This window comes from Streptomyces sp. NPDC030809, assembly GCF_055572195.1.
Genome location: NZ_JBVIDV010000035.1, coordinates 38942 through 65108, shown reverse-complemented (window position 1 = coordinate 65108; position 26167 = coordinate 38942). Strand labels below are relative to the sequence as shown.

Genomic DNA, 26167 nt, shown 5'->3' with positions numbered 1-26167 from the left:
GCAACTCTGGCACATCTTCCGCGCCGTGCGACGCGAGGGGGCACCGGGGGCAGTTCGCCCCCGACACCACGATTGGTCCGTTTTCTTCCGATCCTCTGGAGAGTTCCGCTTCCCGCTCTTCGGCGGCTTTCACGGGAGTTGGGGCGGGTGATACGGATTGTTCGCTTCCGCCTCGGCGGCCGCTTCGCGCCCCTCGCGCACCCGTACGCCCCGCACCGCACCCGCACCCCTCAGGCCTCCGGGGGCGCCCCCTCCAGCGGCCGCCCCAGCACCCCGGGGCGCTGCTGCCGGGGCAGCGGCCCGCCGGGCGGCCGGTAGTCCACCCCCAGGGCGTCGAGCCGGGCGTAATGGGCCGTCATGCGGGCCTCGAAGCCCGGCCAGTCGCGGCCGGCGGGCTCCGGCAGCCGGGACCACACCACCTCGGCGAAGGCGGCCAGCCGCGGGAACACCTGGTAGTCCACCCGGCTCTGGTCCTCCATCACCTCGGTCCACACGTTGGCCTGCGCCCCGAGCACGTGCGCGGCGGCCGCGCCGGTCAGCGCGGGCGGTACGGGCTCGAACCGGTAGACGTCCTCCAGGGTGCGCACGTAGCCGATGGGCATCGGCTCGTCCGGGCTTCCGCTTTGACGGTGGTCCAGGTACACGTGCTGCTCGGGGCACATCACCACGTCGTGCCCGGCCCCGGCCGCGGCGATCCCGCCCGCGTAGCCGCGCCACGAGGACACCGCCGCCCCGGGGGCGAGTCCGCCCTCCAGGATCTCGTCCCAGCCGATCAGCCGGCGGCCGCGGGCGGCGAGCCAGCCGTCGAAGTGCCGGATGAACCAGGACTGGAGCCCGTCCTCGCCGGCCACGCCCAGTTCGCGGATCCGGGCCTGCGCGGCCGCGGAGGCCCGCCACTGGTCCTTGGGGCACTCGTCGCCGCCGATGTGCACGAAGGGCGAGACCTCGGCCGGAAACAGCTCCAGGAGCTCCTCGAAGACGCCCTCGTAGAAGCGCAGCACCTCCTCGGTGGGCGCGAGCACGTGCGGGCTGACGCCCCAGTCGTCCCACACCCGAAGCTCCGAGGTGTCGGTCACGTCCGTGTTCCCGAGGAACGGGTACGCGGCGATGGCGGCCTGCGAGTGCCCCGGCACGTCGATCTCGGGGACCACGCGGACGTGCCGCTCGGCGGCGTACGCGACGATCTCGCGGATGTCGTCCTGGGTGTAGAAGCCGCCGTGCGGGGTGTCGTTCCACAGCGGGGAGGCGCGGTGGCCCCGGCGAGTGCGCGGGCGCCAGGCACCCACACCGGTCAGCCGCGGGTACCGGCGGATCTCCACGCGCCAGCCCTGATCGTCGGTCAGGTGCAGGTGCAGGACGTTGAGCTTGTGCGCCGCGAGCAGGTCGACGTACCGCAGCACCCCGTCCTTGGGCATGAAGTGCCGGGCCACGTCGAGCAGCATGCCGCGCCAGCCGAACCGCGGCCGGTCCTCGATCCGCACGGCGGGCAGCCGCCGGGTGCGGCCGGGCAGCGGGGCGCGGCGGTACGCGTCCGGGCCGAGCAGCTGACGGAGGGTCTGGGCGCCCCAGAAGGCCCCCGCGGGCCCCCCGGCGAGGAGCTCCACTCCCTCGGGGCCGGTGGTGAGCCGGTAGCCCTCGGGGCCCAGCACCTGCGCGAGGTCCCCGTCGAGCGCGAGGCGCACCCCGGCGGGTTCCTCCCCGGCCGGACCCGGGGGCGGCAGCAGCGGCAGTCCGGTGGCGGCGCCGAGCTCCCGCCGCAGCCAGCCGGCGGCGCCCTCGGCCCCCGGGCCGGCGGCGAGGGTGGTGGCGGGGGTGAGCTCGTACGGGGGCACGCCCTCGCGCGGCTCGACGGCGAGGGGGGCGGGGATCAGCGCGGGCACGGGGCCCGCGGCGGGCGCCGGCGCGGCGGGGGCGGGTCCGGCGGCGGGTACGGGATCCTCGTTGCGTCCTGTGCAACGACTGTTTCGCAGAGCGCTCATGGGCGCGACCCTACGGGACGACGAAGGCCCCCGGGGCGTGTTTCCACACCCCGGGGGCCTCCCGCACGGCCGCAGCCGGAGCACCCGGCGGCCGGATCACCGCACCGCCGGAGTTCCGGACCGCCGGACCTACTTGTCCTTGCCGCCCTTGTCCTTGTCGCCGCCCGGTCCCATGGACTCGTAGATCTCCTTGCACATGGGGCAGACGGGGTACTTCTTCGGGTCGCGGCCCGGCACCCACACCTTGCCGCAGAGCGCGACGACGGGGGTGCCGTCGAGGGCGCTCGCCATGATCTTGTCCTTCTGGACGTAGTGCGCGAAGCGCTCGTGGTCGCCATCGCCGTGGGACAGCTGCGGCGTCGGCTCAACGAGGGTCCCGGTGCCAGTCCCGCGCTCGGGCTCAAGAGTGCTCATGCCTGCCAGGGTACTGGGCCCGGCGGCGCTCAGTTGAGCGACGGGTCGTCCGGATAGGTGGCGACCATCGCCAGCTCGCTCCGCTGCCTGCGCAGCACGGACCGCCAGAGCCCCTCGGGGTCCGGCGAGGAGACGTCCCCGGGCTCGGACTCGACCACGTACCAGGCCCCGTCGCCGAGTTCCTCCTCCAGCTGCCCCGGCCCCCAGCCGGCGTAACCGGCGAAGATCCGCAGCGAGCCGAGGGCGCTGGCCAGCAGCTCGGGCGGGGCCTCCAGGTCCACCAGGCCGATCGCCCCGTACACCCGGCGCCAGCCGACGGGGTCCCCGCCGCCCGAGCGGAGCCGGGAGTTCGGGGCGGGGCCGTCCTCGCCGGGGACCACCGCGATCCCGAGGGCCGAGTCGAGGGAGACGGGGCCGCCTTGGAAGACCACGCCCGGCTCGCCGGCCAGCGGGGCCCAGGAGGCCAGGATGTCCCCGACCCCCACCGGCGTGGGCCGGTTGAGGACCACGCCGAGCGAACCCGCCTCGTCGTGGTCGAGCAGGAGCACCACCGCGCGGTCGAAATTCGGGTCCGCGAGCGCGGGGGTGGCCACGAGCAGTCGCCCTGTGAGCGAGGACACCTCGGTCATGCCGACATGATCCCGCATATTCGCCCTCCGGGGGGAGCGGGCGGCGGTCCGTGATCGTGTGCAGCTCAGGGCGCACGGCAGCAGCGAGGAGCGCGCGGGCCCCCGGCCGGGGGCGCCAGGCGGAGTTCAACCCTCCGCTACCCCTCCTGCACACAGGGTGCTGTGGCAAATCCATGACGTTCCCGTAGCCCCGTGAGCCTTACGAAGACGGGGCCTCTGGCCCTTACCCTTTTCTCTGGCCACCTGCCCGCCCCCTGGTCCACCGGGGGGACCCCGACTCCGGAACGCGAGATTCATGACCGGCACAGACGATGTCCTGCTTGTCCACGGCGGTACCCCGCTGGAGGGCGAGATCCGGGTCCGCGGCGCGAAGAACCTCGTGCCCAAGGCCATGGTCGCCGCGCTGCTCGGCAGCGGTCCCAGCCGCCTGCGCAACGTTCCCGACATCCGTGACGTGCGCGTCGTCCGCGGTCTGCTGCAGCTCCACGGGGTGACGGTCCGCCCCGGTGACGAGCCGGGCGAGCTGGTGCTCGACCCGACCCACGTCGAGAGCGCCAATGTCGCGGACATCGACGCGCACGCGGGCTCCTCCCGGATCCCGATCCTCTTCTGCGGCCCGCTGCTGCACCGGCTGGGCCACGCCTTCATCCCGGGCCTCGGCGGCTGCGACATCGGCGGCCGGCCGATCGACTTCCACTTCGACGTGCTCCGCCAGTTCGGCGCGACCATCGAGAAGCGCGAGGGCGGCCAGTACCTGGAGGCCCCGCAGCGCCTTCGCGGATGCAAGATCCGCCTGCCGTACCCGTCCGTGGGCTCGACCGAGCAGGTGCTGCTGACGGCCGTCCTGGCCGAGGGCGTCACCGAGCTGTCGAACGCCGCGGTCGAGCCGGAGATCGAGGACCTCATCTGCGTCCTGCAGAAGATGGGCGCCATCATCTCCATGGACACCGACCGGACCATCCGCATTACCGGTGTGGACAGCCTGGGCGGCTACAACCACAAGGCGCTCCCGGACCGCCTGGAGGCCGCCTCGTGGGCTTCCGCGGCCCTGGCGACCGGCGGCAACATCTACGTGCGCGGCGCCCAGCAGCGCTCGATGATGACCTTCCTGAACACGTACCGGAAGGTCGGCGGCGCCTTCGAGATCGACGACGACGGCATCCGCTTCTGGCACCCGGGCGGCCCGCTCAACGCGATCGCCCTGGAGACGGACGTCCACCCCGGTTTCCAGACCGACTGGCAGCAGCCGCTGGTGGTGGCCCTGACCCAGGCCTCCGGGCTCTCCATCGTCCACGAGACGGTCTACGAGTCCCGGCTGGGCTTCACCTCCGCGCTCAACCAGATGGGCGCGCACATCCAGCTCTACCGCGAGTGCCTGGGCGGCTCCGCCTGCCGCTTTGGCCAGCGCAACTTCCTGCACTCGGCGGTCGTCTCCGGCCCCACCAAGCTCCAGGGCGCCGACCTGGTCATCCCCGACCTCCGCGGCGGCTTCTCGTACCTGATCGCGGCGCTGGCGGCCGAGGGCACCTCGCGGGTCCACGGCATCGACCTGATCAACCGCGGCTACGAGAACTTCATGGAGAAGCTCGTGGAGCTGGGCGCGAAGGTCGAACTGCCCGGCGGGGACCTCGTCTGACGCTCCGCCCGCCTGACGCCCCGCCAGGGGCACCGAGCCGAAAGGGCGGCCACCCGGTCCGGGTGGCCGCCCTTCGGCGTACTGCGTACTACTTACACGCCAGAGGCCTGCAAGCCGTACCAAGGACTCACTTGCCCTTGGCGGCTTCCTTGAGCTTGGAGCCCGCGGAGACCTTCACGCTGTAGCCGGCCGGGATCTGGATGGGGTCGCCGGTCTGCGGGTTACGCGCGGTGCGAGCGGCACGGTGGGTGCGCTCGAAGGTCAGGAAGCCGGGGATGGTGACCTTCTCGTCGCCCTTGGCGACGACCTCGCCGATGGTCTCGGCGAGGGCGGCCAGAACGGCGTCGGCGTCCTTGCGGGTCACCTCGGCGCGCTCGGACAGAGCGGCCACCAGCTCACTGCGGTTCATGTTGTACTCCCGTGTTCAACTTGCCTATGAGGCGTGAGATCGAAGCCGATGCTGCCAGGGTCCTCGGACAGTCCCCGGACCCGGGTCTGAACGTCAGACCCTCGCGCCCGGTTACGCATCCTGCCCCCACCAGCGGCGGGAAAGCCAATCCGGCACCCGCCAGGGTCACACGAAAAGCGCCACCGTCACGCCGCGGTGACACTCCGTCCGCATCTGTGGGAACCCGGGGATGCGGACCGCAGACCTCGCGGGCATCCCCGCAACCCTAGAGGCGGTCTGCACGGCCCGCATCCCGCGACGCGCCGTACGTCAGATCGACGTGGGGCCCGTCACAACGGCTCCGGCAGCCTTGGCGGCGGCGCGGACGGCGCCCGCGACCGCTCCGGCGACCTTGTCGTTGAACACCGAGGGGATGATGTAGTTCGGGTTGAGCTCGTCCCCGGAGACCACGTCCGCGAGGGCGCTGGCCGCGGCCAGCATCATGTCCGTGTTCACGGTCCGGGACTGGGCGTCCAGGAGGCCGCGGAACACGCCCGGGAAGACCAGGACGTTGTTGATCTGGTTCGGGAAGTCGGAGCGGCCGGTGGCGACGACGGCGGCGGTCTCGCGGGCCACGGCCGGGTCCACCTCGGGGTCCGGGTTCGCGAGCGCGAAGACGATGGCGCCGTCGGCCATGGCCGCGACGTCCTCGCCGTTCAGGACGTTGGGGGCGGAGACGCCGATGAAGACGTCGGCGCCGACCACGGCCTCCTTGAGGGTGCCGGTGTAGCCCTCGGGGTTGGTGTTGTCGGCGATCCAGCGCAGCGGGGACTCGGGGGCGGCGTCGACGAGGTCGGCGCGGTCCGCGTGCACGACCCCGTGGATGTCGGCGCTGACGATGTGCTTCACACCCGCCGCGATGAGCAGCTTGAGGATCGCGGTGCCGGCGGCGCCGGCGCCCGACATGACCACCTTGACGTCGCCGATCCCCTTGCCCACCACGCGCAGGGCGTTGGTGAGGGCGGCCAGGACCACGATGGCGGTGCCGTGCTGGTCGTCGTGGAAGACGGGGATGTCGAGGGCCTCGCGCAGGCGGGCCTCGATCTCGAAGCAGCGCGGCGCGGAGATGTCCTCCAGGTTGATGCCGGCGAAGCCCGGGGCGATGGCGCGGACGATCTCGACGATTTTGTCGGTGTCCTGGGTGTCGAGGCAGATCGGCCACGCGTCGATGCCCGCGAACCGCTTGAAGAGGGCCGCCTTGCCCTCCATGACGGGCAGGGCGGCCTTGGGGCCGATGTTGCCCAGGCCCAGGACGGCCGAGCCGTCCGTCACGACTGCGACGGAGTTGCGCTTGATGGTGAGGCGGCGGGCGTCCTCGGGGTTCTCGGCGATCGCCATGCACACGCGGGCCACGCCCGGGGTGTAGATCATCGAGAGGTCGTCGCGGTTGCGGATGGGGTGCTTGGACGCCATCTCGATCTTGCCGCCGAGGTGCATCAGGAACGTGCGGTCGGAGACCTTGCCGAGGACGACGCCCTCGATGCCGCGCAGCTGCTCGACGATCTCGTCGGCGTGCGCGGTGGAGGTCGCGGCGATGGTGACGTCGATGCGGAGCTTCTCGTGACCGGAGGCGGTCACGTCGAGACCGGTGACCGAACCACCGGAGGACTCCACGGCGGTGGTGAGCTGGGAGACCGCGGTTCCGCTCGCGGGCACCTCCAGGCGGACCGTCATCGAGTACGAGACGCTGGGCGCCGTTGCCATGGCCGTGTTCCTCATTTCCCTTGCTTCTGCGCACGTCCCCCTGACGCCGCGCACGCGCGGCAGGACGTGTTGTCCGATCGTCCCACCTACCCGCGGGTAGCCGGTAACCAGCTACAAATTTCGGAAAGACTCTTCCACCATACGAGATTTGATCGCGGAAAAGAAGGAAGTCCGAACAAAAAAGAAGAGGTCCGCGTCCCGAAGGACACGGACCTCTTCCGAAGTCATGACACCGACCCGCCATGCTCGCCTCGCGGCAAGTGGTCGCTCTAAGCGACGAAGGTTGGGCCCGGGGGCTTGGATCGAGCCGGTGCCGTACCAAGGCTAACAAAGGATCCGCGGAAGTGATCCTGCCTCTCGCCTGTCGGTCCTCCGACCAGCCCTTCGGCCCAGCCGCGGCGCACCTCCCGAGCCGCCGTCAGTCCCGCAGCAGCTCCGGCACCCCGTCCGCGTCCGGCCGGTCCCGGTCCGCCGAGACCACCGTGAGCTGCTGGGTCGCCCGGGTCAGGGCCACGTACAGCACCCGCAGGCCGGCCGGGGACTCCTCGGCGATCTCCGCCGGCGAGACGACCACCGTGGCGTCGTACTCCAGGCCCTTGGCCTCCAGGCTGCCCAGGGCCACCGCGCGCCCGCCCAGGTCCGCCAGCCAGCCGGCGGCCTCCTCGCGGCGGTCCATGGCCACCACGACGCCGACCGTGCCGTCCACCTGCTCCAGCAGCCGCGCGGTCTCCGCCCGCACCGAGGCGCCCAGGTCCCCGCCGGCGGCGGTGAACCGCGGGCGCAGGCCGGTGGAGCGCACCGCCGTCGGGGACTCCGCCCCCGGCATCGCCAGGGCCAGCACCCTGGCCGCCAGCTCGGCGATCTCCGCCGGGTTGCGGTAGTTCACGGTCAGCGTGAACCGGCGCCGCGGACGGGTGCCCAGGGCCTCGTCGCGGGCCTCCGCCGCCTCCTCGGGGGTGGTCCACGAGGACTGGGCCGGGTCGCCCACCACGGTCCAGGTGGCGTGCCGGCCGCGGCGGCCGACCATCCGCCACTGCATGGGGGTCAGGTCCTGCGCCTCGTCGACGATCACGTGCGCGTACTCGGTCCGCTCGGCCGCCAGCCGCTCCGCCCGCTCGCGCTGGGTCTCCTCGCGCTGGGGCATCAGCTCCTCCAGCCCGGTGAGCTGGTCCAGCGGGTCCAGCTCGCGCTTGCGCTTGGGCCGGGCGGGGGCGCCGAGCAGCGTCTGGAGCTCGTCCAGCAGGGCCACGTCGTGGACGGACAGCGGGCCGTTGCCGTCCGGGCCCACCCGGCGCAGCGAGCGGGCCAGCCGGCGGGTCTCGCCGGGGTTGAGCACCCGGCGGCTCCAGCGGCCCAGCTTCTTCTCGTCGGCCATGGCGGCCAGCACCCGGCGCGGGGTCAGCTCGGGCCACCAGGCGTCGAGGAACTCGATGAACGGGTCCTCGGTGGACACGTCCTCGTCGAAGCTGGACCGCAGCTCGGCGGCGAGCTCCGGGTCGCTGTGCCGGCCGGCCCCGCCGGACTTCGCCCACAGGGCGTCGAGCAGCAGCTTGCGGGCGCGCGGGCGCAGCAGGTTGACCGGCGCGGTGCCGCCGAGGGCCGCCTGCCGGATCCGCTCCAGTTCGTCGGCCTCCAGCTCCTGGCGCCGGTTGAAGGCGACCACGCGCAGCCGCTCGGGCGCGCCGCCGAGCTCCAGGGCGCCCCGTACGGCCTTGCGCAGCACCTTGAGCATGCGCGAGGAGCCCTTGACCCGGGCCACGGCGGGTTCGTCGTACGTGGTGGCCTCGGCCCCGTCGACCAGCGAGCCGAGGGCCCGGATGGCGACCTGCCCCTCCTCGCCGAGCGAGGGCAGCACGCCCTCGGTGTACGCGACGAGCAGCGGGGTCGGGGAGACGATCAGGATGCCGCCGGAGTAGCGGCGGCGGTCCTGGTAGAGCAGGTAGGCGGCGCGGTGCAGGGCGACCGCGGTCTTGCCGGTGCCGGGTCCGCCGGAGACCTCCGCGACGGAGGCGGCGGGGGCCCGGATGACGAGGTCCTGCTCGGCCTGGATGGAGGACACGATGTCGCGCATGGTGTGCGTGCGGGCCCGGCCGAGCGCGGCCATGAGGGCGCCGTCGCCGATGGCGGGCAGTTCGGTGCCGTCCAGGAAGGCGGTGACCTCGGGGCGCATGAGGTCGTCCTCGACGCCGAGGACCTTGCGGCCCTTGGAGCGGATGACCCGGCGGCGGATCACCCGGCCGGGGTCCTTCGGGGTGGACCGGTAGAAGGGCGCGGCGGCCGGCGCCCGCCAGTCGATGACCAGCGGGGAGTAGTCGGCGTCGAGCACGCCGATGCGGCCGATGTGCAGGGTCTCGGCGACGTCGGCCGTCAGGTCGGGGCGGATCGCGTCGTCGGCGGGGTCGACGGAGGTGTACGCGCCGTCGGGGCCGCGCTGCCCGTCCTTGCCGAGCACCAGGTCGATGCGGCCGAAGAGGAAGTCCTCGAACTCGTTGTTGAGGCGGTTGAGGTGGATGCCCGCGCGGAACACCTGGGCGTCCCGCTCGGCGAGGGCGCCCGGGGTGCCGACCTGGCCCCGCTGGGCGGCGTCGTTCATCAGGAACTCGGCCTCGTGGATCTTCTCTTCCAGTCGGCGGTACACCTGGTCCAGGTGCGTCTGCTCGACCGCGATCTCGCGATCGCGGACGGAATCTGCCGTGGTACCGACCGTGAGATCGACGGCATCCTGCGCGGCCACCGGGGCCCCCTTCTGACGTGCGTGGGCGACCGTCAACCGTACGCGAAGGCGGACCGTATCTGCACGTGCGTTCCGGGAGCGCCGGGAAGGGCCGGGCCGGTCCGGTAAGGCGTCCGGGCCGTTGCGGTCCTCACGAGGGCCGCACGGGGGCCGCACGCGGTCCGCACCCGGCCCTCAGGGGGTGCGGGCGGCGACGGCGCGGCGGCGGTGCCGGGCGACCCGTTCCCGGTTCCCGCACAGCTCGCTGGAGCACCAGCGGCGGCGCCGGCCGCGGGAGGTGTCGAGGTAGACCCGGGTGCAGCCGTCCCCCTCGCAGGCCCGCAGCCGGGCCCGGTCGCCGGGGTCGGTGAGGAGTTCCACCGCGTCGCGGGCCACGGCGGCGAGCAGGGCCGCCCGGTCGGGCCCGCCGCGCAGGGCCCGCACCAGCTCCCCGTCCTCCCCGCGTACGGCACACAGGCCCGGGGGTGGGCCGGCGGCCAGCGCGTTGACACGGGCCAGCGCCTCGTCGGCGGGGACGGCCGCGAGCTCGGCCCGCACCAGGGCGGACAGGTCGGCGCGCAGGGCGCGGAAGGGGGGCAGCCACTCGCCGTCCACGGGGTGCAGCGGGGTGCCCGGGGGCACCAGCCCGGCGCCGAGCAGCCAGCAGCGCAGCTCGCCCGCGCTGCGCAGCCGCTCCTCGGGGCCGCCGGTGGCCAGGAGGTCCAGGCAGGTGCGCCCGGAGTCGAACCACAGCCCGTGCGCCCGCATGTCCGCCACCGCCTCGGCTCCCGGAGAGAGTGCCCTGCCGCCACCCCAGAGTGCCCCCGCCGCCGCGGTTCCGGAACCCCGCGGACCGATCGCATCCGGGGCCCCTCGGGCGGGCGCGTCCCGGTCCCGGCCCGGCCCCGGTGCCGCGCCCGGGGCTACCCGCGGGCGTACGTGTCGTCGGCGGGGGTGTCCAGGGCCAGGCGGTAGCCCCGCTTGACGACCGTCTGGATGAGTTTGGGGGCGCCGAGGGCCGCGCGGAGGCGGGCCATGGCCGTCTCCACCGCGTGTTCGTCGGTGCCCGTGCCGGGGAGGGCGCGCAGGAGTTCGGCGCGCGGCACGACCCAGCCGGGGCGGCGGGCCAGGGCGCGCAGCAGGGCCATGCCCGCGGGCGGGACCGGGCGCAGGTCCTCGCCGACGAGGGCGGCGTGGCCGCGGATCTCCAGCCGCCGGCCGGCGACCGACAGGACCCGGGTGCGGGCGGGGAGTTCCCCGCACAGCAGGGAGACCAGGGGGCCGAGCCGGAAGCGTTCGGGCTGGACGGTGTCCACTCCGCGGGCCTGGAGCGGGAGGGCGGTCACCGGGCCCACGCAGGCGGCGAGCACGTCCCCGTGCAGGGCGTCGAGCAGGCCGGGCAGCAGGCCGCGTTCCTCGGCGCGGGAGAGGAGGGAGGCCGCGGCGGGGGCGGAGGTGAAGGTCACGGCGTCCAGGGCGCGGCCGACGGCCGCATCGAGCAGCCGGTCCAGCGGGGCCGGGTCCTGGGGCGGCAGCCAGCGGTAGACGGGGACGACGACCACGTCGGCCCCGCCCGCCGTCAGGGCCTCGACGAATCCGGGCAGCGGCTCCCCGTGCAGCTGGAGGGCGATGCGGCGGCCCGCGACCCCGTCGGCGAGCAGCCGGTCGAGGACCTCGGCGAGGGATTCGGAGTCGGGGGACCAGGACTCGACGAGTCCGGCGGCCCGGATCGCCCCCTTCACCTTGGGTCCGCGGGCGAGGAGTTGGGCCTCGCGCAGCCGGGCGAGGAGGTCCTCGCCGATGCCCCAGCCGTCGGCGGCCTCGATCCAGCCGCGGAAGCCGATGGCGGTGGTGGCCACGACCGCGTCGGGGGCGGAGTGGATCAGGTCCTTGGTGGCGGCGAGGAGTTCGCTGTCGTCGGCGAGCGGCACGATCCGCAGGGCGGGCGCGTGGTGGACGGCGGCGCCGCGCCGGCGGAGCAGGGCGGCGAGTTCGTCGGCGCGGCGGGCGGCGGTGACGCCGACCGTGAACCCGGACAGCGGGCCGGTGCCGGGGCCGGAGTTCTCGCGGTGCCCGTCCGTCGTGACCTGCATGGTGACCTGCCTCGGCGTGCATTGCGGCGCATGGGGGCGGCGCATGGGGAGGTGCGCCGGTCCGAGCCTGCCAACGGGGCGTGACGGGCTCGGTTCGGCGGTATTTCGCGGCGGTAACGGGCGGTGCGTTCGTTCCCGCACCGCCGTCACACCCGCGCGTAGCCCGACTGCGGCTCGGCCGCCGCGTGCGGGGCGGGTGCCGGGGCGGGGGCGGGCCGGCGCAGGTATACGGCCCAGGTCACGGCGCAGCACACCGCGTAGAAGCCGAGGAAGGTGACGAAGGCGGCGGTGCCGGAGCCGGAGCTGAGGAAGGCCTCGCGGAAGACGAGGTTGATGCCGAGTCCGCCGAGGGCGCCGACCGCGCCGATGAGTCCCATGGAGGCGCCGGAGAGGCGGCGCCCGTAGGCCGCGGCGGCCTCGCCCGCCATGCCCCGGGCCTCCGCCTGGCCCTGGAAGATGCCGGGGATCATCTTGTACGTCGATCCGTTGCCGAGCCCGCTGAGGACGAAGAGGGCGATGAAGCCGACGAGGAAGACGGGCAGCGAGGTCCGCAGGGAGGCGGCGACGACCACGGCCGTCGCGGCGGCCATGGCGACGAAGGTCCCGAGGGTGATCCGCGCCCCGCCGAAGCGGTCCGCGAGCCGGCCGCCGACGGGGCGGATCAGCGAGCCGAGGAGCGGGCCGATGAAGGTGAGGGAGGCGGCCTGCAGCGGGGTGCGGCCGAACTGGGTCTGGAGGACCAGCCCGAAGGCGAAGCTGTAGCCGATGAAGGAGCCGAAGGTGCCGACGTAGAGGAAGGCCATGATCCAGGTGTGGCGCTCGCGGAGGGCCTCGCGGACGGCGCCGGTGTCGTTGCGGACGGGGGCGAGGTTGTCCATCCGTACGTACGCCAGGATCGCGGCGAGCACGACGAGCGGCAGGTAGGCGGCGAGGAGCAGGCGGGGGTGGCCGGCGCCCGCGGTGCCGATGACGAGGAGCCCGGCGAGCTGGACGACCGGCACGCCGATGTTGCCGCCGCCCGCGTTGAGGCCGAGGGCCCAGCCCTTCTGCCGGAGCGGGAAGAAGGCGTTGATGTTGGTCATGGAGGAGGCGAAGTTGCCGCCGCCGACCCCGGTGAGCACGGCCACCAGCAGGAAGGTGGTGTACGAGGTGCCCGGTTCCATGACGGCGAGCGCGGCGGTGGTCGGCGCGAGGAGCAGGAGGGCGCTGACGACGGTCCAGTTGCGGCCGCCGAAGCGGGCCACGGCGAAGGTGTACGGGATCCGGACCAGCGCGCCGACCAGGGTGGCGGTGGCGATGAGGAAGAACTTGCCGGCCGGGTCGATGCCGTACTGCGGTCCCATGAAGAGGACCATCACGGACCACAGCGACCAGACGGAGAATCCGATGTGCTCGGAGAAGACGGAGTAGAGCAGGTTGCGCCGGGCGGTGCGCTCGCCGCTCTCCTTCCAGAAGGTCTCGTCCTCGGGGTCCCACTGCTCGATCCAGCGGCTTCCCGTGCGCGGTGCGGTCATCACGCCTCCACAGCTCTCGTGTCGTGGAGCCGACCGTAGGGATGGCGCGTTTCGCTCCCCGTGCCCGCGCGATGACCGCTGCGGAACGTTGCTCTCACCCGGGCGGGGCGCAGGGTGTGAGCCGCCCGGGCGTACGGGCACACGGGCACACGGGGGTACGGCGCACGGGCGCTCGAACGCCGGGGCGGACCCCGGCCCGTCCCGGCATCAGCCCGTCGCGGACATCAGCTCCGCGTCGGGTTCGGGCAGCCAGCTGCCCGCGGGCCGGTCCAGCCAGCCGTGTGCGGCGGCCAGCTCGGCCGCGGCCCGGCGCAGCGCGTCCAGCCCGGGGTGGGCGAAGCCGGGGCGCCACACCATCGACAGCGGGGACAGCGGCACCGGCTCGGCCAGCGGCCGCTTCACGGCGCCGGGCAGGTCGGCGAAGGACACGGTGGCCAGGACCGGGGTGCGGGTCTTGGCCATGACCCGCCCGAACTCCTCCTTGCCGATGGCCACGGGTGCGGGCGGCGCCACCCGGATCCCGCGCCCGGCGAACAACCGCCGGGCGAGGTCGGTCCATTCGGCGGTGCGCGGGTTCCCGGCGCCCGCGTACACGCTCTCGCCGGCGAGGGCGGCCAGCGGTACGGCGGGCAGGCCGGCCAGCGGGTGGCCGAGGGGCAGCAGCACGGCGAGCGGCTCGCAGCGGACGGGCTGGTGGGCGAGGCGGGCGCGCAGGGCGGCGGGCAGCCCGGCGAAGCGGCCGAAGGTGACGTCGAGGCGCCCGGCGGCGACCTCGGCGGCGCTGTGCGTGAGCCCGCTCTCGAAGCGGGCCATCAGCTCGCAGCCGGGGACGAGTTCGCGGGCCCGGTCGAGCACGGTGCGGGCGGTGCCGGGCCCGTCGGTGTTCACGTCCACGAGCAGCGGCCGGGCGGCGGGCCCGCGGAAGGCGGCGGCCAGTTCCTCGTGCGCGGCGAGCACCCGGTGGGCGTACGGGAGCAGCCGCTCGCCCTCGGGGGTGAGCGCGACCTGCCGGGTGGAGCGTACGAACAGCTCGGCTCCCAGGGCCCGTTCGAGCCGGCGGATGTCCCGGCTGAGCGCCTGCTGCGCCACGTAGAGGCGGGCGGCGGCCCGGGTGAAGTGCAGGTCCTCGGCCACGGCGGTGAAGCCGCGCAGCAGCCGGGGGTCCAGGTACTCGGTCACGCGCCGAGATTAACAACACAGCCGCGTGAATGGCGGCCGGGTAGGTGTTGGACCGCGGCCGGGCCCCCGGGCGAGGGTTCTTTCCATGCCGATCCTCACTGTCTCGGGCAGCACCCTGGTCATCGCCGCTCCCGCACCGCGCCGCCGCGCGGCCCGCGCCCCGGGCCCGTACGGCCGGCTCTTCGCGGTGCCGGGCGCGCGGGCCTTCACCGCGGGCAACCTCGTCGCCCGGCTGCCGATGGGGATGTTCGGCGTGAGCGCGGTCATGATGATCGCCGGCCAGCGCGGCTCGTACGCGCTGGCGGGGGCGGTGACCGCGACCGGCCTGGCGGCGACCGCCCTGGTCGCGCCCTGGACGGCCCGGCTGGTGGACCGCCACGGGCAGGCCCGCATCGCGGTCCCGGCCACCGTGCTGGCCGTGCTCGGCTCCCTCTCCCTGGTGCTGTGCGTACGGACGCAGGCCCCGGACTGGACCCTGTTCGCCTCGTACGCGGCGACGGCGACCACCCCGAACCTCGGCGGGCTGTCCCGGGCCCGCTGGGCGCACCTGTTCCGCGAGGACCCGGCGGCCCGGCACACGGCGAACGCGTTCGAGCAGGCCGTGGACGAGCTCTGCTACATGTGCGGCCCGGTCCTCGCGGCCCTGCTGTGCGCGAGCCTCTTCCCGGAGGCGGGCACCCTGACGGGCGCGGCCCTGCTGCTGACGGGCATGCTCCTGTTCTGCTCCTGCCGCTCGACCGAGCCCCCGGCCGGCGGCGGGGGGACGGCGGTCGGCCCCGCGCCCCTGCGGGCCCCCGGGATGCCCCGCCTGCTGGCGATGTGCCTGGCCCTCGGCGTGGTCTTCGGGTCGATGGAGGTGGCCTCGATCGCCTTCCTCGACGCGCACGGCCTGTCCGCGGGGGCGGGCCCGGTCCTCGCGGTACAGGCCATGGGCTCCTGCCTGGCGGGCCTGCTGTACGGCACCCTGCGCCCGGCCCCCTCGGTACGCCGCCGCCTGTTGCTGTGCGTGGCGGCGATGGCCGCACTGACGGCCCTGCCCCTGGCCGCGGCGGCGTCCGGCTCGGTCCTGCTGCTGGCCTGCGCCCTGCTGGGGGCCGGGATGTCCACTGCTCCGACGATGGTGACGACGATGACCCTGGTCCAGCGCACCAGCCCGCCGGGCCGCCTGAACGAGGCGATGACCCTGGCCGTGACCGCCCTCCTGGCGGGCATCGCCGCGGGCGCCGCCTCCGCCGGTACCGCGGTGGACCGCCTGGGCCCGGCCCCCGCCTACGCCCTGCCCGCCCTCGCCACCCTCACGGCCCTCCTCCTCACCCTCCCCCTCCTGCGCCACCGGGGCACCACGGCCACCCGTACGACGGACCGGACCCAGCTCCCATACTGAGGACTGACCCCGGGCATGACGAAGGCCCCGCTGCCGGAACCGGCGGCGGGGCCTTCGCCCACATGGGATGAGTGGAGATGGCGGGAATCGAACCCGCGTCCAACGGTGCGGAAAAAGGACTTCTCCGAGCGCAGTCCGCTATGAGTTTCTCGGCCCCGGAGATCACGCGGACAAGTCTCCGACGGGCTCAGTCACTGTTTGATTTCCCCCCACCCCCCGTGACCGGAGGTGGAGGTTTAGATCCCTTGATGACGCCAGGATCCGGGTCGGGACCATCCCCGGGCTGACGCTCCTCACAGAGGCTTCTGCTCGTTACCTAAAATTAGGCAGCGAGGGCGAAGCGGGAGTTATCGCTCTTGGTGTTGGCGATTATTGGTTGCGACACGTGGTTAACGAGATCATTGCCGCTTCCTCGGCTCGCTTCTCCTGTTTCGACAGCCGCTGTCGAAACCGATCATCCCCATGTTCTGTTAACAATGTGCTCCGCCCCCGAGGGGGTGGCGCTGCCCACATGGTACGCGAAACGGGCCACGTGATGCCAAGCCCTTTTAGACCGCGGCGCTGCGCTGCCGCCGGCGCGCGGCCGCGATGGCCCGGTTCGTCTCGCGCGTGTCCTGCTTCTCGCGCAGGGTCTGCCGCTTGTCGTACTCCTTCTTGCCCTTCGCCAGGGCGATCTCGACCTTCGCCCGGCCGTCCTTGAAGTACAGGGACAGGGGCACGATCGTGTGACCCGACTCCTGCGCCTTCGACTCCAGCTTGTCGATCTCGGCCCGGTGCATCAGCAGCTTCCGCTTGCGGCGGGCGCTGTGGTTGGTCCACGTGCCCTGGCTGTACTCGGGCACGTGCACCGCGTGCAGCCACGCCTCGTGGCCGTCGATCTGCACGAAGCCGTCCACCAGGGAGGCCCGCCCCTGCCGCAGCGACTTCACCTCGGTGCCGGTGAGCACCAGCCCGCACTCGTACGTGTCGAGGATCGTGTAGTCGTGCCGCGCCTTCTTGTTCTGCGCGATCAGCTTGCGCCCTTTTTCCTTTGCCATAGTGCGGTCATTTTCGCACTACGACCCCGCCCCGAGGCCACTCAATACCGAACGGGCCCGCTCCTCGACCCGCTCCCCCACCGCCAGGTCCGGCGCGATCCCCCGGCCGTCCAGGGTGCGGCCCCCCGGGGTCCGGTAGAGGCCCACCGTCAGCTCGGCCACCGAGCCGTCCGGCAGCTCCGTCGGCATCTGCACCGAGCCCTTGCCGAAGGTGCGGGTGCCGACCGTCACGGCCCGCCCCCGGTCCTGCAGGGCGCCGGTGACCAGCTCGGCCGCGCTCATCGTGCCCCCGTCGACCAGGGCCACGAGCGGCCGCCCGGTGTCCCCGCCGCGCGGCGCGTACAGGGCCCGCTGGGCGCCCCGTACGTCGTACGTCGCGACCAGCCCGCCGTCCAGGAAGGCCGATGCGGCCGCGACCGCCTCGCTCACCAGCCCGCCCGGGTTGCCGCGCAGGTCGAGCATGACCCCGCCGCCGGGCGGCGCGCTGCGCACCGCCTCGCGGACCCGGTCCCCGGAGCCGCGGGTGAAGGCGGCGACCTTGATGACGGTGACCCCGCCGGGCAGCGTGCGGACCGTCACGGGCGCGGTGCTCAGCCGCTCGCGCCGCAGGGTCTCGGTACGGGCCCGGCCGGCGCGTTCCAGCACCAGGACCACCGGGCTGCCGGGGGCGGCGTCCTGCGGGACCCCCCGCAGGAGGGCGATCACCCCGGCCGGCCGCAGCCCGTCCACCGGGCGCCCGTCCACGGTCCGCAGCCGGTCCCCGGCCCGGATCCCGGCCCGGTCGGCGGGCCCGCCCCGGCGCACCTGGGCCACCGCGATCCGCCCGCCCGGCCGCGGTTCCACCCGCAGGCCGACCCCGGTGTAGCTGCCGTCGAGGGAGCGGGCGAACTCCTCGTACTCGGAGCGGCCGTACACCACGCCCCACCGGTCCCCGCTCCGGCTGACCACGTCCTCGGCGGCCTGCTGCCCGGACTTCCCGTCGGCCATCGCCTGTGCGGCGGCCCGGGCCACGGCCGCGCGGTCGGCGGTGGCGGCAGCCGGGGCGGCCGGGTCGCGGGCCGGGCCGGAGCGGCCGCCCGCCCCGGTTAAGCCCCGGGAGTCCCGGCCGGGCTCGGCCGCCGAGGCGTACTCGCGTGCGAGCGGGTCCTCCGGCTGCCAGCAGCCGCCGGCCGCCCCGGCGCCGAGCACCCCGAGGAAGACCAACGTCAGAACGGCCCCGCGACGCAGGTCACGGGGCCGGAGGCGGAAGACGGGACGACCCGGCATGCCGCCGAGTCTAGGACAACGCCCCGCGCGGTACGGAAGGTTGCCCGTACCGCTCGCGGGGCGCTCGTCACACCTTCAGGTACTTGCGCAACGCGACGAAGGCCGCCAGCGCGGGCATCAGCAGGCCGATGGCGAGGACCAGCGGCAGCTTGGTCACCAGGGCGTCCCAGCCGATGAAGTTGATCAGTTCCAGCTTCTGCTTGAGCGCGAAGCCGTGGTCGATCACGAAGTACTGGCCGGTGACCAGCATCCCGCAGGCGACGAAGGCGCCGATCAGGCCGGCGAAGGCGGCCTCCATGATGAACGGCATCTGGATGTAGAAGCTGGAGGCACCGACCAGGCGCATGATCCCGGTCTCACGCCGACGGCTGAAGGCCGACACCCGCACGGTGTTGACGATCAGCAGCAGCGCCACGATCAGCATGATGAGCATGATGATCAGGGCGGCCTTGTTGAGCGCGTCGAGCAGGCCGAAGAGGTTGTCCAGCACGCTGCGCTGGTCCTGGACGGACTGCACCCCGTCCCGGCCGGCGAAGGCCGTGGTGATGACCTTGTACTTCTCGGGGTCCTTCAGCTTGACCCGGAAGGACTCCTGCATCTGGTCGGGGGTGATGGAGGCGGCCAGCGGAGTGTCGCCGAACTGCTCCTTGTAGTGCTTGTACGCCTCGTCGGCCGACTCGTACGTGACCTTCTCGACCAGGTCCATCTTCTTGAGCTCGGCCTCGATGGTCTTCTTCTGCTCCGCGGTGACCGCGCCCTTGGCGCAGCTGGCCCCGCCGCTCGTCTCCGCCTCGTTCTTGTTGCAGAGGTAGATCGAGACGTTGACCTTGTCGTACCAGTAGCCCTTCATCTGGCTGACCTGGTCGCGCATGAGCAGGGAGCCGCCGAACAGGGCGAGCGACAGGGCGACGGAGATGACCACGGCGAAGGTCATCGTGAGATTGCGGCGGAGGCCGACGCCGATCTCCGACAGGACGAACTGGGCGCGCATGGCGTCTCTTCAGGCCTTTCAGTGCTGGTAGCCGTAGACGCCGCGCGACTGGTCGCGTACGAGACGGCCCTGTTCGAGTTCGATGACGCGCTTGCGCATCTGGTCGACGATCTGCTGGTCGTGCGTCGCCATGATGACGGTGGTGCCGGTCCGGTTGATCCGGTCCAGCAGCTTCATGATGCCGACGGAGGTCTGCGGGTCGAGGTTGCCGGTGGGCTCGTCCGCGATGAGGAGGGCCGGCCGGTTGACGAAGGCCCTCGCGATGGCGACGCGCTGCTGCTCACCGCCGGACAGCTCGCCGGGCATGCGCTCTTCCTTGCCGCCGAGGCCGACCAGGTCGAGGACCTGCGGCACGGCCTTGCGGATCTCGCCGCGCGGCTTGCCGATCACCTCCTGGGCGAAGGCGACGTTCTGCGCGACCGTCTTGTTGGGCAGCAGGCGGAAGTCCTGGAAGACGGTGCCCAGCTGGCGCCGCATCTGCGGGACCTTCCAGTTGGACAGCCGGGCGAGGTCCTTGCCCAGGACGTGCACCTGGCCGTGGCTCGCCCGCTCCTCGCGCAGGAGCAGCCGCAGGAAGGTGGACTTTCCGGAGCCGGAGGAGCCGACCAGGAAGACGAACTCGCCCTTGGTGATCTCCAGGGAGACGTCCCTGAGGGCGGGGCGGCTCTGCTTCGGATAGGACTTGGAGACGTTGTCGAATCGGATCACGGGTGCACCACGGTCGCCGGGAGTAGGTGTGCGTGACCATACGCGACAGCGCGCGAGGAGGGCAGCCGGCGTCCATACTTGACCGATATGTCCGCGTTCTCGGACGGATCATCCGTCGGGCCGCGCCGAATGTTCCCGAAGCTGGCACAGTGGGAGGGGGAACGGACCCGTTCCCTCCAGCGTTGTTCAAGGGGACGAGAGGAGGAGAGCGCATGACATATGACCGGCTCGTGTGCGCGAACTGCGCGGCGCCCGTCGCCCAGGGCCGCTGCCCGGTGTGCCGGGCGAACCGGGAGCGCCTCCAGCAGGAGAGCCCCTTCGCCGGCCTGAACCCGATGGCGCTCGTCGCGCTCCTGGTGGTCCTGGTGGCCGCACTGGCCCTCGTGGCAGGGCACACCGCGTAGCCCGGGCACTCAACCGATCGTATGAAGCGTGCAACAGCAGGCGGAAGGGCCCCGGGCGCGTGACGCACCCGGGGCCCTTCTGCGTGTCTGCGTGCTGCGTACTGCGTGCCTGTGACGGCCCGGCCCGCTCGCCCGTGACGGCTAGCTCGCGGTCTCCTGCTGCTTGCGCCAGCGGATGCCGGCCTCCAGGAAGCCGTCGATCTCGCCGTCGAGGACGGCCTGCGGGTTGCCGACCTCGAACTCGGTGCGCAGGTCCTTGACCATCTGGTACGGGTGCAGGACGTAGGAGCGCATCTGGTTGCCCCAGGAGCTGCCGCCGTCCTTGAGGGCGTCCATCTTGGCCTGCTCCTCCTGGCGGCGCCGCTCCAGCAGCTTGGCCTGGAGGACGTTCATGGCGCTGGCCTTGTTCTGGATCTGCGAGCGCTCGTTCTGGCAGGAGACGACGATGCCGGTCGGGATGTGCGTGATGCGCACGGCCGAGTCGGTGGTGTTGACGCCCTGGCCGCCGGGGCCGGAGGCGCGGTACACGTCCACGCGCAGCTCGGACTCGTCGATGTCCACGTGGTCGCTGGTCTCGACGACCGGCAGGACCTCGACGCCGGCGAAGGAGGTCTGGCGGCGGCCCTGGTTGTCGAAGGGCGAGATGCGCACGAGGCGGTGGGTGCCCTGCTCGACGGAGAGGGTGCCGTAGGCGTACGGGGCCTTCACGACGAAGGTGGTCGACTTGATGCCGGCCTCTTCCGCGTACGAGGTCTCGTAGACCTCGGTCGCGTAGCCGTGGCGCTCGGCCCAGCGGAGGTACATGCGCTGGAGGCGCTCGGCGAAGTCGGAGGCGTCCACGCCGCCGGCCTCGGCACGGATGTTGACCAGCGCCTCGCGCTCGGCGTACTCGCCGGAGAGCAGGGTGCGGACCTCCATCTCGTCCAGTGCCTTGCGCACGGACACGAGCTCGGCCTCGGCCTCGGCCCGGGTGTCCGGGTCGTCCATCTCCTCGGCCAGCTCGAACAGCACCGCGAGGTCGTCGATGCGGCCGCGCAGGGTCTCGGTCTTGCGGACTTCCGCCTGGAGGTGCGAAAGCTTGCTCGTGATCTTCTGGGCAGCCTCGGGGTCGTCCCACAGGGACGGGGCCGCGGCCTGCTCCTCGAGCACGGCAATGTCTGCCCTCAGCTTGTCGAGGTCCAGGACGGCCTCGATCGACCCCATGGTCGAGGAGAGGGACTTCAGCTCTTCGGAAACATCGACGACTGCCACTCCCCCAGCGTAGCCGGTCACCCGGCGGTCCTGACCGTCCAGGGGCGATCACCGGCTTCTGGGAGTCGGCGGCGGGGGCGTACCCTCGGGCTATGACTCTTGTGCTCGTGATGCGCCGCCATGTGGACTACATGCGCGTCACCACCATGAGCTGTCGACCGTCGGACTAGAACCAAGCGCCTCATCCCGCCTGCTTCCACCGGTCCTGTCCACGGCACCCGCAGCCCTCGGCCCACCACCGCCGACTGCCCCTCCCGCCCGCTGCCCCACCACCTCTGGGGAACAGGACCCCGTGACATCCGAAACGGAGCCGTCATGCCGTCCGCGCACCTCGACACCCCTCTTCCCGTCCTCGACCTCTCCCGTGCCGACGACCCGGCCCAGCGCGAGGCCTTCCGCAAGGAACTGCACGCCGCCGCCCGCGACACCGGCTTCCTGCACCTGACCGGCCACGGGATAACGGACGCCGAGTCCGCCCGCATCCTGGACCTGACCAGGCAGTTCTTCGCCCTGCCCGAGTCCGACCGGCTCGCGGTCAGCAACCTGAACTCCCCGCACTTCCGCGGCTACACGCGGATCGGCCACGAGCTGACCGGCGGGGCCTCGGACTGGCGGGACCAGCTGGACGTGGGCGCGGAGCGCCCGGCCCCGGTGGTGGGCCCGGAGGACCCGGCGTTCCTGTGGCTGGAGGGCCCGAACCAGTGGCCGGCGGCCCTTCCCGAGCTGCGCACGGTGGTGCTGGAGTGGCAGGAGCGGCTGGCGGGCGTGGCGCACCGGCTGCTGCGCGAGCTGCTGGCCTCGATCGGCGCCCCGCAGGACTTCTTCGACGAGGCCTTCGCCGACCGCCCGCACCTGCACACGAAGCTGATCCGCTACCCCGGGTCGGCGCCTTCCGGGGCGGACCAGGGCGTGGGCGCGCACAAGGACTACGGGTTCCTGACCCTGCTGCTCCAGGACGAGGTGGGCGGGCTCCAGGTGGTGAAGGACGGCGGCTTCCTGGACGTGCCGCCGATGCCGGGCGCGTTCGTGGTCAACCTGGGCGAGCTGCTGGAGATCGCGACCGAGGGGTACCTGGTGGCGACCGACCACCGCGTGGTGAGCCCGCCCGGCGCGACGGAACGTTTCTCCGTGCCGTTCTTCTACAACCCCCGCCTGGACGCGGTCATCGAGACGGTGCCCGGCGACTACCTGGAGCACGCCCCCGGCGTCGCGCACGACGCCTCGAACCCGCTGCACGCGGAGTACGGGCTCAACGAGCTCAAGGGCTGGGTCCGGGCGCACCCGGCGGTGGCCCGCCGCCACCACCCGGAGCTGGTCGCGGCCGCGCAGGAGCCGGTCCTGGGCTCGTAGCGGGGCCGTCCCCTCCCGCGGGCGGGGCGCCCTACGGCGTGGGCGGGCCGCGCGCGGGTGGCGCCCTACGGCGTGAGCGGGCCCGAGCGGGTGGCGCCCTACGGCGTGAGCGGACCCGAGCGGCCCGACTGCTTGTGGTCCTGGGGCGGGGGCTCCTCCGAGGAGACCGCCAGCCAGGTCCCGATCCCGACGACCCCCGCGAGGGCCGCCGCCGCGGCCCCCAGCGCCAGGCGCCGCTTGCGGACGGCGTCCGCGCGGTGCCGGGCGGAGCCGGGGCGCGGGGCGCCGGTGGGCCGCGGCACCCGGGCGGTGCCGAGCGCGCCGCCCGCGAGTTCGTCGGGGCCCGGCACCCGCATCGAGGTGTGGGTGTCCCGGCCGGAGTCGACGAGCGGTCCGCCGGGCACCAGCGGCACCGCCCCGCGCCGCCGGGCCGGCGGGGCCGCGTCCGGGGCCTCCCCGGGCTCCCCGGCCTCGTCGGCGGGTGAGGCGTACTCCCCGGTCTCCAGGTCGTCGGGCTCGTCCACGTCCAGCGGGGGCATCCCGGCCAGCAGCGGCAGCAGCTCGCGCAGCCGTACGGAGAGCTCCGAGGCGCGCAGCCGGGAGGCGGGGGCCTTGGCCAGGCACTGCACGATCAGCTGCCACAGCTCGTCGGGGATGCCGGGGAGCGGGACGACGGTCTCGGTGACGTGGCGACGCAGGACCGCCCCCGGGTGCCCGCCGCCGAAGGGCGTGAACCCGGCCAGCAGCTCGTACAGCACGGTGGCGAGGGCGTAGATGTCCACGGCCGCGCGCGGCGGCAGGCCCTCGACGATCTCGGGGGCGAGGTAGTCGGGCGTGCCGATGATCCGCGTACGGGTGCCGGCGGCGGGCGGTCCGGTCCGGCGGGGGGAATCGATGAGCTTGGCCACGCCGAAGTCGGTCAGGAGGGCCGGGTGCGCCCCGCCGGGGCCGAGCGGGCCCTGCATGTCGAGGAGGACGTTCTCCGGTTTGACGTCGCGGTGCACGACCCCGGCGGCGTGCGCCACGGCGAGGGCGTCGGCCACGTCCGCCACGATCGCCACGGCCGCCTCGGGGGCCAGCCGGCGTTCGCGGTCGAGACGGGTGCGCAGGTCGGTGCCGCGTACGAGGTCCATGACGAGCGCGAGGTCGTTGCCGTCCACGACGAGGTCGCGGACCCCGACCACTCTGGGGTGGTCGAGCCCGAGCAGGGCACTGCGCTCCTGGACGAACCTCCCCACCAGCTCCTGGTCGGACGCGAGGTCCTCGCGGAGCAGCTTGATCGCGACGGGCCCGTCGGGTCCGTCGCCCAGCCATACCGTGCCCGCGCTGCCGCGTCCCAGGATCTGGTGAGCGGTGTACCGGCTGCCGATCTTCCGTGCCACGACTGCTCCCTCAACCGCTGGCGTACGCGTCCAAGCTACGCGGCCGGGAGGGGGTTGCACGCCATTCGACGGGCGCAGATCGCGGCGACCTTCACTTCTGCGGGGGAAATCACCCCCCACAAGTCGACAAATCTACGAACTCGCTCCCTGGCGGGGGTGCGGCGGCGGGAACGGCCGAGGGGCCGGCGGAGTACCGCCGGCCCCTCGGTCCGGACCTTCTAGACCTTCACGCCCCTGACGAAGTCGCTGACCTCGCCGATCCAGGTGCCGATCTGGTCCCACCAGCCCTTGCCGGTGCCGATCCACTCCTGGAGCGGGGTCAGCTCCCAGATCAGCCAGCCGCCCACGAAGAACAGCAGCACCAGGAACAGGCAGCCCTTGAGGCAGCCCAGCCCGGGGATGCGCATCGGGTTGGCGCTGCGCTGGCGCGGCGGCCGGGGCTCCCGCGGGGCCGGCCGGGCCGGCTGCTGGGGCTGCGGCGCGGGCGCGGCCGCGTACGGCTGGGGCTGCTGCGGCTGCTGGTACACCGGGGGCGGCGGCTGCGGCTGCTGGTACTGCGGCTGGTGCGGCGGCTGCTGGTACTGCTGCGGCGGCGGGTACGGGTACCCGCTCGCCTGCGGGGCCGGGCCCTGGCGGTACGGCTGCTGCGGCGGGGGCGGAGCCTGGCGCTGCGGGGGACGCTGCTGCTGGTGCGGGGGCTGCTGGGGCTGCTGCCCGTACGGCTGCTGCGGCGGGGGCTGCCGGTGCGGGGGCTGCTGCGGCTGGGGGCGCTGCGGCCGGCGGCGCAGCGGGTCCTCGCTCGGGTCGAGGTACTGGATCTGCGTCTGCTCGTTGCGGTCGCGGGCGGCCTGGAGCTGGGACTGCCACGGGTGCGGGGCGTCCGGCTGCTGCACCGGCGGCATGACGGCCGTCGGGTCGGCCGCACCGGCTCCGGCGCCCGCGGTCTGCGGGAGCACGGAGGTGGCGTCGTCCCCGCCCACCGGCGGCAGCACGCTGGTCATGGCGTTCGGGTCGTACGCGCCCACGGGCCCGGCGGCGGACCCCGCGGGGAGCACCTGGGTCGGGTCGGCGGCCCCGGGGGTCTCCGGTACCGGCGCGGGCGAGGGGTCGGGGGTGAGCAGCGCGCCGACCCCGAGGGCGGCCTCGACCTCGGCGGCGGAGGAGTGCACGCCGATGCCGGCGGCGACCACGCGCAGGGCGCGGGCCAGGCTCTCGGCGCTGGGGCGCTCGTTCGGCTCCTTGCGCAGGCAGCGCTCGATGACCGTCCAGAGCGGCTCGGGCAGGGTGGAGGGCCGCTGGGGCTCCTCGCTGAGGTGGCGGTGCAGGACCTCCAGCGCGGTGCCGCCGGCGAACGGCGGGCGGCCGGTGACCAGCTCGTACAGCAGGATGCCGGCGCCGTAGATGTCCACGGCGGAGGTCTGGGGGCGGCCCTCGGCGGACTCCGGGGCCACGTAGGCCGGGGTGCCGACGAACTCGTGGGTGCGGGTGAGGCCCGGGGAGTCGGCGAGGCGGGCGATGCCGAAGTCGGTGAGCATCGGGCGCATCTGCCCGGCGCTCTCGTCGAGGAGCACGTTGGCCGGCTTGAGGTCGCGGTGCACGACCCCGTCCGCGTGGCTGGCGGCGAGCGCGTCCGCGATCTGGGCGGTGAGCAGGCTCGCGGCGACCGGGGTGAAGGGGCCGTTCTCGCGGATGTAGCGGTGCAGGTCCGGGCCGTCGATCAGGTCCATGACCAGCGCGAGGAGGTCTCCCTCGACGACCAGGTCGCGGGTGCGCACGATGTTGGGGTGCGTCAGCCGCAGCAGCACGGAGCGCTCGCGCAGGAAGCGCATCACGATGTCCGCGTCGTTCGCGAGCTCTTCCTTGAGCACCTTGATGGCGAGGGTCTCGCCCGGCTGCCCGGGCACGGCCGCTTCCGCGCCGGCCGTCTCCCGCTGGCGCGCACGCCAGACGGTGCCCGTGGCGCCGCGGCCGAGCGGCTCCTCGAGCAGGTACTTGCTGCCTACCGGCCGCACGTCAGCGCTCCCTGGTCTCAATTTTCGTGTCCGACCACTCTAGGGGTTGGTGGTCCGGAAGACGCGGGTCCAG

At 73.4% G+C, this 26167-nt stretch carries 21 protein-coding genes and 1 other RNA gene; 4 read left to right on the top strand and 18 right to left on the bottom strand.

What is annotated here, in order from left to right:
- Positions 1–230 precede the first annotated feature (230 nt).
- The 3 genes from ACZ407_RS32655 to ACZ407_RS32645 form a co-directional block, all read right to left on the bottom strand.
- Positions 231–1979, bottom strand: coding sequence for a beta-N-acetylhexosaminidase (locus tag ACZ407_RS32655; RefSeq protein WP_468134742.1), 1749 nt, complete (start codon positions 1977–1979; stop codon positions 231–233).
- A gap of 129 nt (positions 1980–2108) precedes the next feature.
- Positions 2109–2393, bottom strand: coding sequence for a DUF3039 domain-containing protein (locus ACZ407_RS32650; RefSeq protein WP_468134740.1), 285 nt, complete (start codon positions 2391–2393; stop codon positions 2109–2111).
- Between the two features lie 29 nt (positions 2394–2422).
- Positions 2423–3022 carry a YqgE/AlgH family protein gene (locus tag ACZ407_RS32645; protein ID WP_468134738.1) on the bottom strand — a complete coding sequence of 200 codons (600 nt, stop codon included), beginning with the start codon at positions 3020–3022 and terminating at the stop codon, positions 2423–2425.
- Positions 3023–3317: 295 nt separating this feature from the next.
- Between ACZ407_RS32645 and murA the strand changes: the two genes are divergently transcribed.
- A complete protein-coding gene (gene murA / locus ACZ407_RS32640) occupies positions 3318–4658 on the top strand; it encodes a UDP-N-acetylglucosamine 1-carboxyvinyltransferase (RefSeq protein ID WP_468134736.1) in 1341 nt (446 codons plus the stop codon).
- Between the two features lie 127 nt (positions 4659–4785).
- On the opposite strand, the gene ACZ407_RS32635 is transcribed toward murA, so the two are convergent.
- The 7 genes from ACZ407_RS32635 to ACZ407_RS32605 form a co-directional block, all read right to left on the bottom strand.
- Positions 4786–5067: an HU family DNA-binding protein gene (locus tag ACZ407_RS32635; protein ID WP_030875040.1), complete on the bottom strand. Its 282-nt coding sequence runs from the start codon at positions 5065–5067 to the stop codon at positions 4786–4788.
- A gap of 309 nt (positions 5068–5376) precedes the next feature.
- On the bottom strand, positions 5377–6810 hold the full coding sequence (locus tag ACZ407_RS32630; protein WP_468134734.1) for an NAD-dependent malic enzyme: 1434 nt from the start codon (positions 6808–6810) through the stop codon (positions 5377–5379).
- A gap of 418 nt (positions 6811–7228) precedes the next feature.
- Positions 7229–9544 (bottom strand): HelD family protein, encoded by a 2316-nt coding sequence (locus ACZ407_RS32625; RefSeq protein WP_468134732.1) that lies wholly within the window; start codon positions 9542–9544, stop codon positions 7229–7231.
- A 174-nt stretch (positions 9545–9718) separates the two neighbouring features.
- Positions 9719–10291, bottom strand: a complete 573-nt coding sequence (locus ACZ407_RS32620) for a CGNR zinc finger domain-containing protein (RefSeq protein WP_468134756.1) — start codon at positions 10289–10291, stop codon at positions 9719–9721.
- A 155-nt stretch (positions 10292–10446) separates the two neighbouring features.
- Entirely contained in the window at positions 10447–11616 is a 1170-nt protein-coding gene (locus ACZ407_RS32615; RefSeq protein WP_468134730.1) for a uroporphyrinogen-III synthase, read from the bottom strand.
- A gap of 146 nt (positions 11617–11762) precedes the next feature.
- Entirely contained in the window at positions 11763–13130 is a 1368-nt protein-coding gene (locus ACZ407_RS32610) for a nitrate/nitrite transporter (protein WP_468134728.1), read from the bottom strand.
- Positions 13131–13337: 207 nt separating this feature from the next.
- Positions 13338–14309 carry a LysR family transcriptional regulator gene (locus ACZ407_RS32605; RefSeq protein WP_468134726.1) on the bottom strand — a complete coding sequence of 324 codons (972 nt, stop codon included), beginning with the start codon at positions 14307–14309 and terminating at the stop codon, positions 13338–13340.
- Positions 14310–14394: 85 nt separating this feature from the next.
- On the opposite strand from ACZ407_RS32605, the gene ACZ407_RS32600 reads away from it, so the two are divergent.
- Positions 14395–15693 (top strand): MFS transporter, encoded by a 1299-nt coding sequence (locus ACZ407_RS32600; protein WP_468134724.1) that lies wholly within the window; start codon positions 14395–14397, stop codon positions 15691–15693.
- A gap of 69 nt (positions 15694–15762) precedes the next feature.
- Here ACZ407_RS32600 and ssrA read toward each other — a convergent pair.
- From ssrA to ftsE, 5 genes are all read right to left on the bottom strand, one after another.
- Positions 15763–16155, bottom strand: a transfer-messenger RNA (tmRNA) gene (gene ssrA, locus ACZ407_RS32595).
- Positions 16156–16241: 86 nt separating this feature from the next.
- Positions 16242–16730 (bottom strand): SsrA-binding protein SmpB, encoded by a 489-nt coding sequence (gene smpB / locus ACZ407_RS32590; RefSeq protein WP_468134722.1) that lies wholly within the window; start codon positions 16728–16730, stop codon positions 16242–16244.
- Between the two features lie 18 nt (positions 16731–16748).
- Positions 16749–17996: a S41 family peptidase gene (locus ACZ407_RS32585; protein WP_468134720.1), complete on the bottom strand. Its 1248-nt coding sequence runs from the start codon at positions 17994–17996 to the stop codon at positions 16749–16751.
- A gap of 67 nt (positions 17997–18063) precedes the next feature.
- A complete protein-coding gene (gene ftsX / locus ACZ407_RS32580; protein WP_468134718.1) occupies positions 18064–18987 on the bottom strand; it encodes a permease-like cell division protein FtsX in 924 nt (307 codons plus the stop codon).
- 18 nt (positions 18988–19005) lie between these two features.
- On the bottom strand, positions 19006–19695 hold the full coding sequence (ftsE, locus tag ACZ407_RS32575) for a cell division ATP-binding protein FtsE (protein ID WP_226735442.1): 690 nt from the start codon (positions 19693–19695) through the stop codon (positions 19006–19008).
- A gap of 212 nt (positions 19696–19907) precedes the next feature.
- Here ftsE and ACZ407_RS32570 point away from each other — a divergent pair, with 212 nt between their 5' ends.
- Positions 19908–20099, top strand: a complete 192-nt coding sequence (locus ACZ407_RS32570; RefSeq protein WP_468134715.1) for a hypothetical protein — start codon at positions 19908–19910, stop codon at positions 20097–20099.
- A gap of 141 nt (positions 20100–20240) precedes the next feature.
- Here ACZ407_RS32570 and prfB read toward each other — a convergent pair whose 3' ends face one another.
- Complete coding sequence (prfB, locus tag ACZ407_RS32565; protein WP_468134713.1) at positions 20241–21350, bottom strand: peptide chain release factor 2; 1110 nt, start codon at positions 21348–21350, stop codon at positions 20241–20243.
- Between the two features lie 315 nt (positions 21351–21665).
- Between prfB and ACZ407_RS32560 the strand changes: the two genes are divergently transcribed.
- Complete coding sequence (locus tag ACZ407_RS32560; protein ID WP_468134711.1) at positions 21666–22700, top strand: isopenicillin N synthase family dioxygenase; 1035 nt, start codon at positions 21666–21668, stop codon at positions 22698–22700.
- 98 nt (positions 22701–22798) lie between these two features.
- Here ACZ407_RS32560 and ACZ407_RS32555 read toward each other — a convergent pair whose 3' ends face one another.
- Both ACZ407_RS32555 and ACZ407_RS32550 read right to left on the bottom strand, forming a co-directional pair.
- Positions 22799–24082: a serine/threonine-protein kinase gene (locus ACZ407_RS32555; protein WP_468134709.1), complete on the bottom strand. Its 1284-nt coding sequence runs from the start codon at positions 24080–24082 to the stop codon at positions 22799–22801.
- 218 nt (positions 24083–24300) lie between these two features.
- Positions 24301–26094, bottom strand: coding sequence for a serine/threonine-protein kinase (locus ACZ407_RS32550; protein ID WP_468134707.1), 1794 nt, complete (start codon positions 26092–26094; stop codon positions 24301–24303).
- Positions 26095–26167 lie beyond the last annotated feature (73 nt).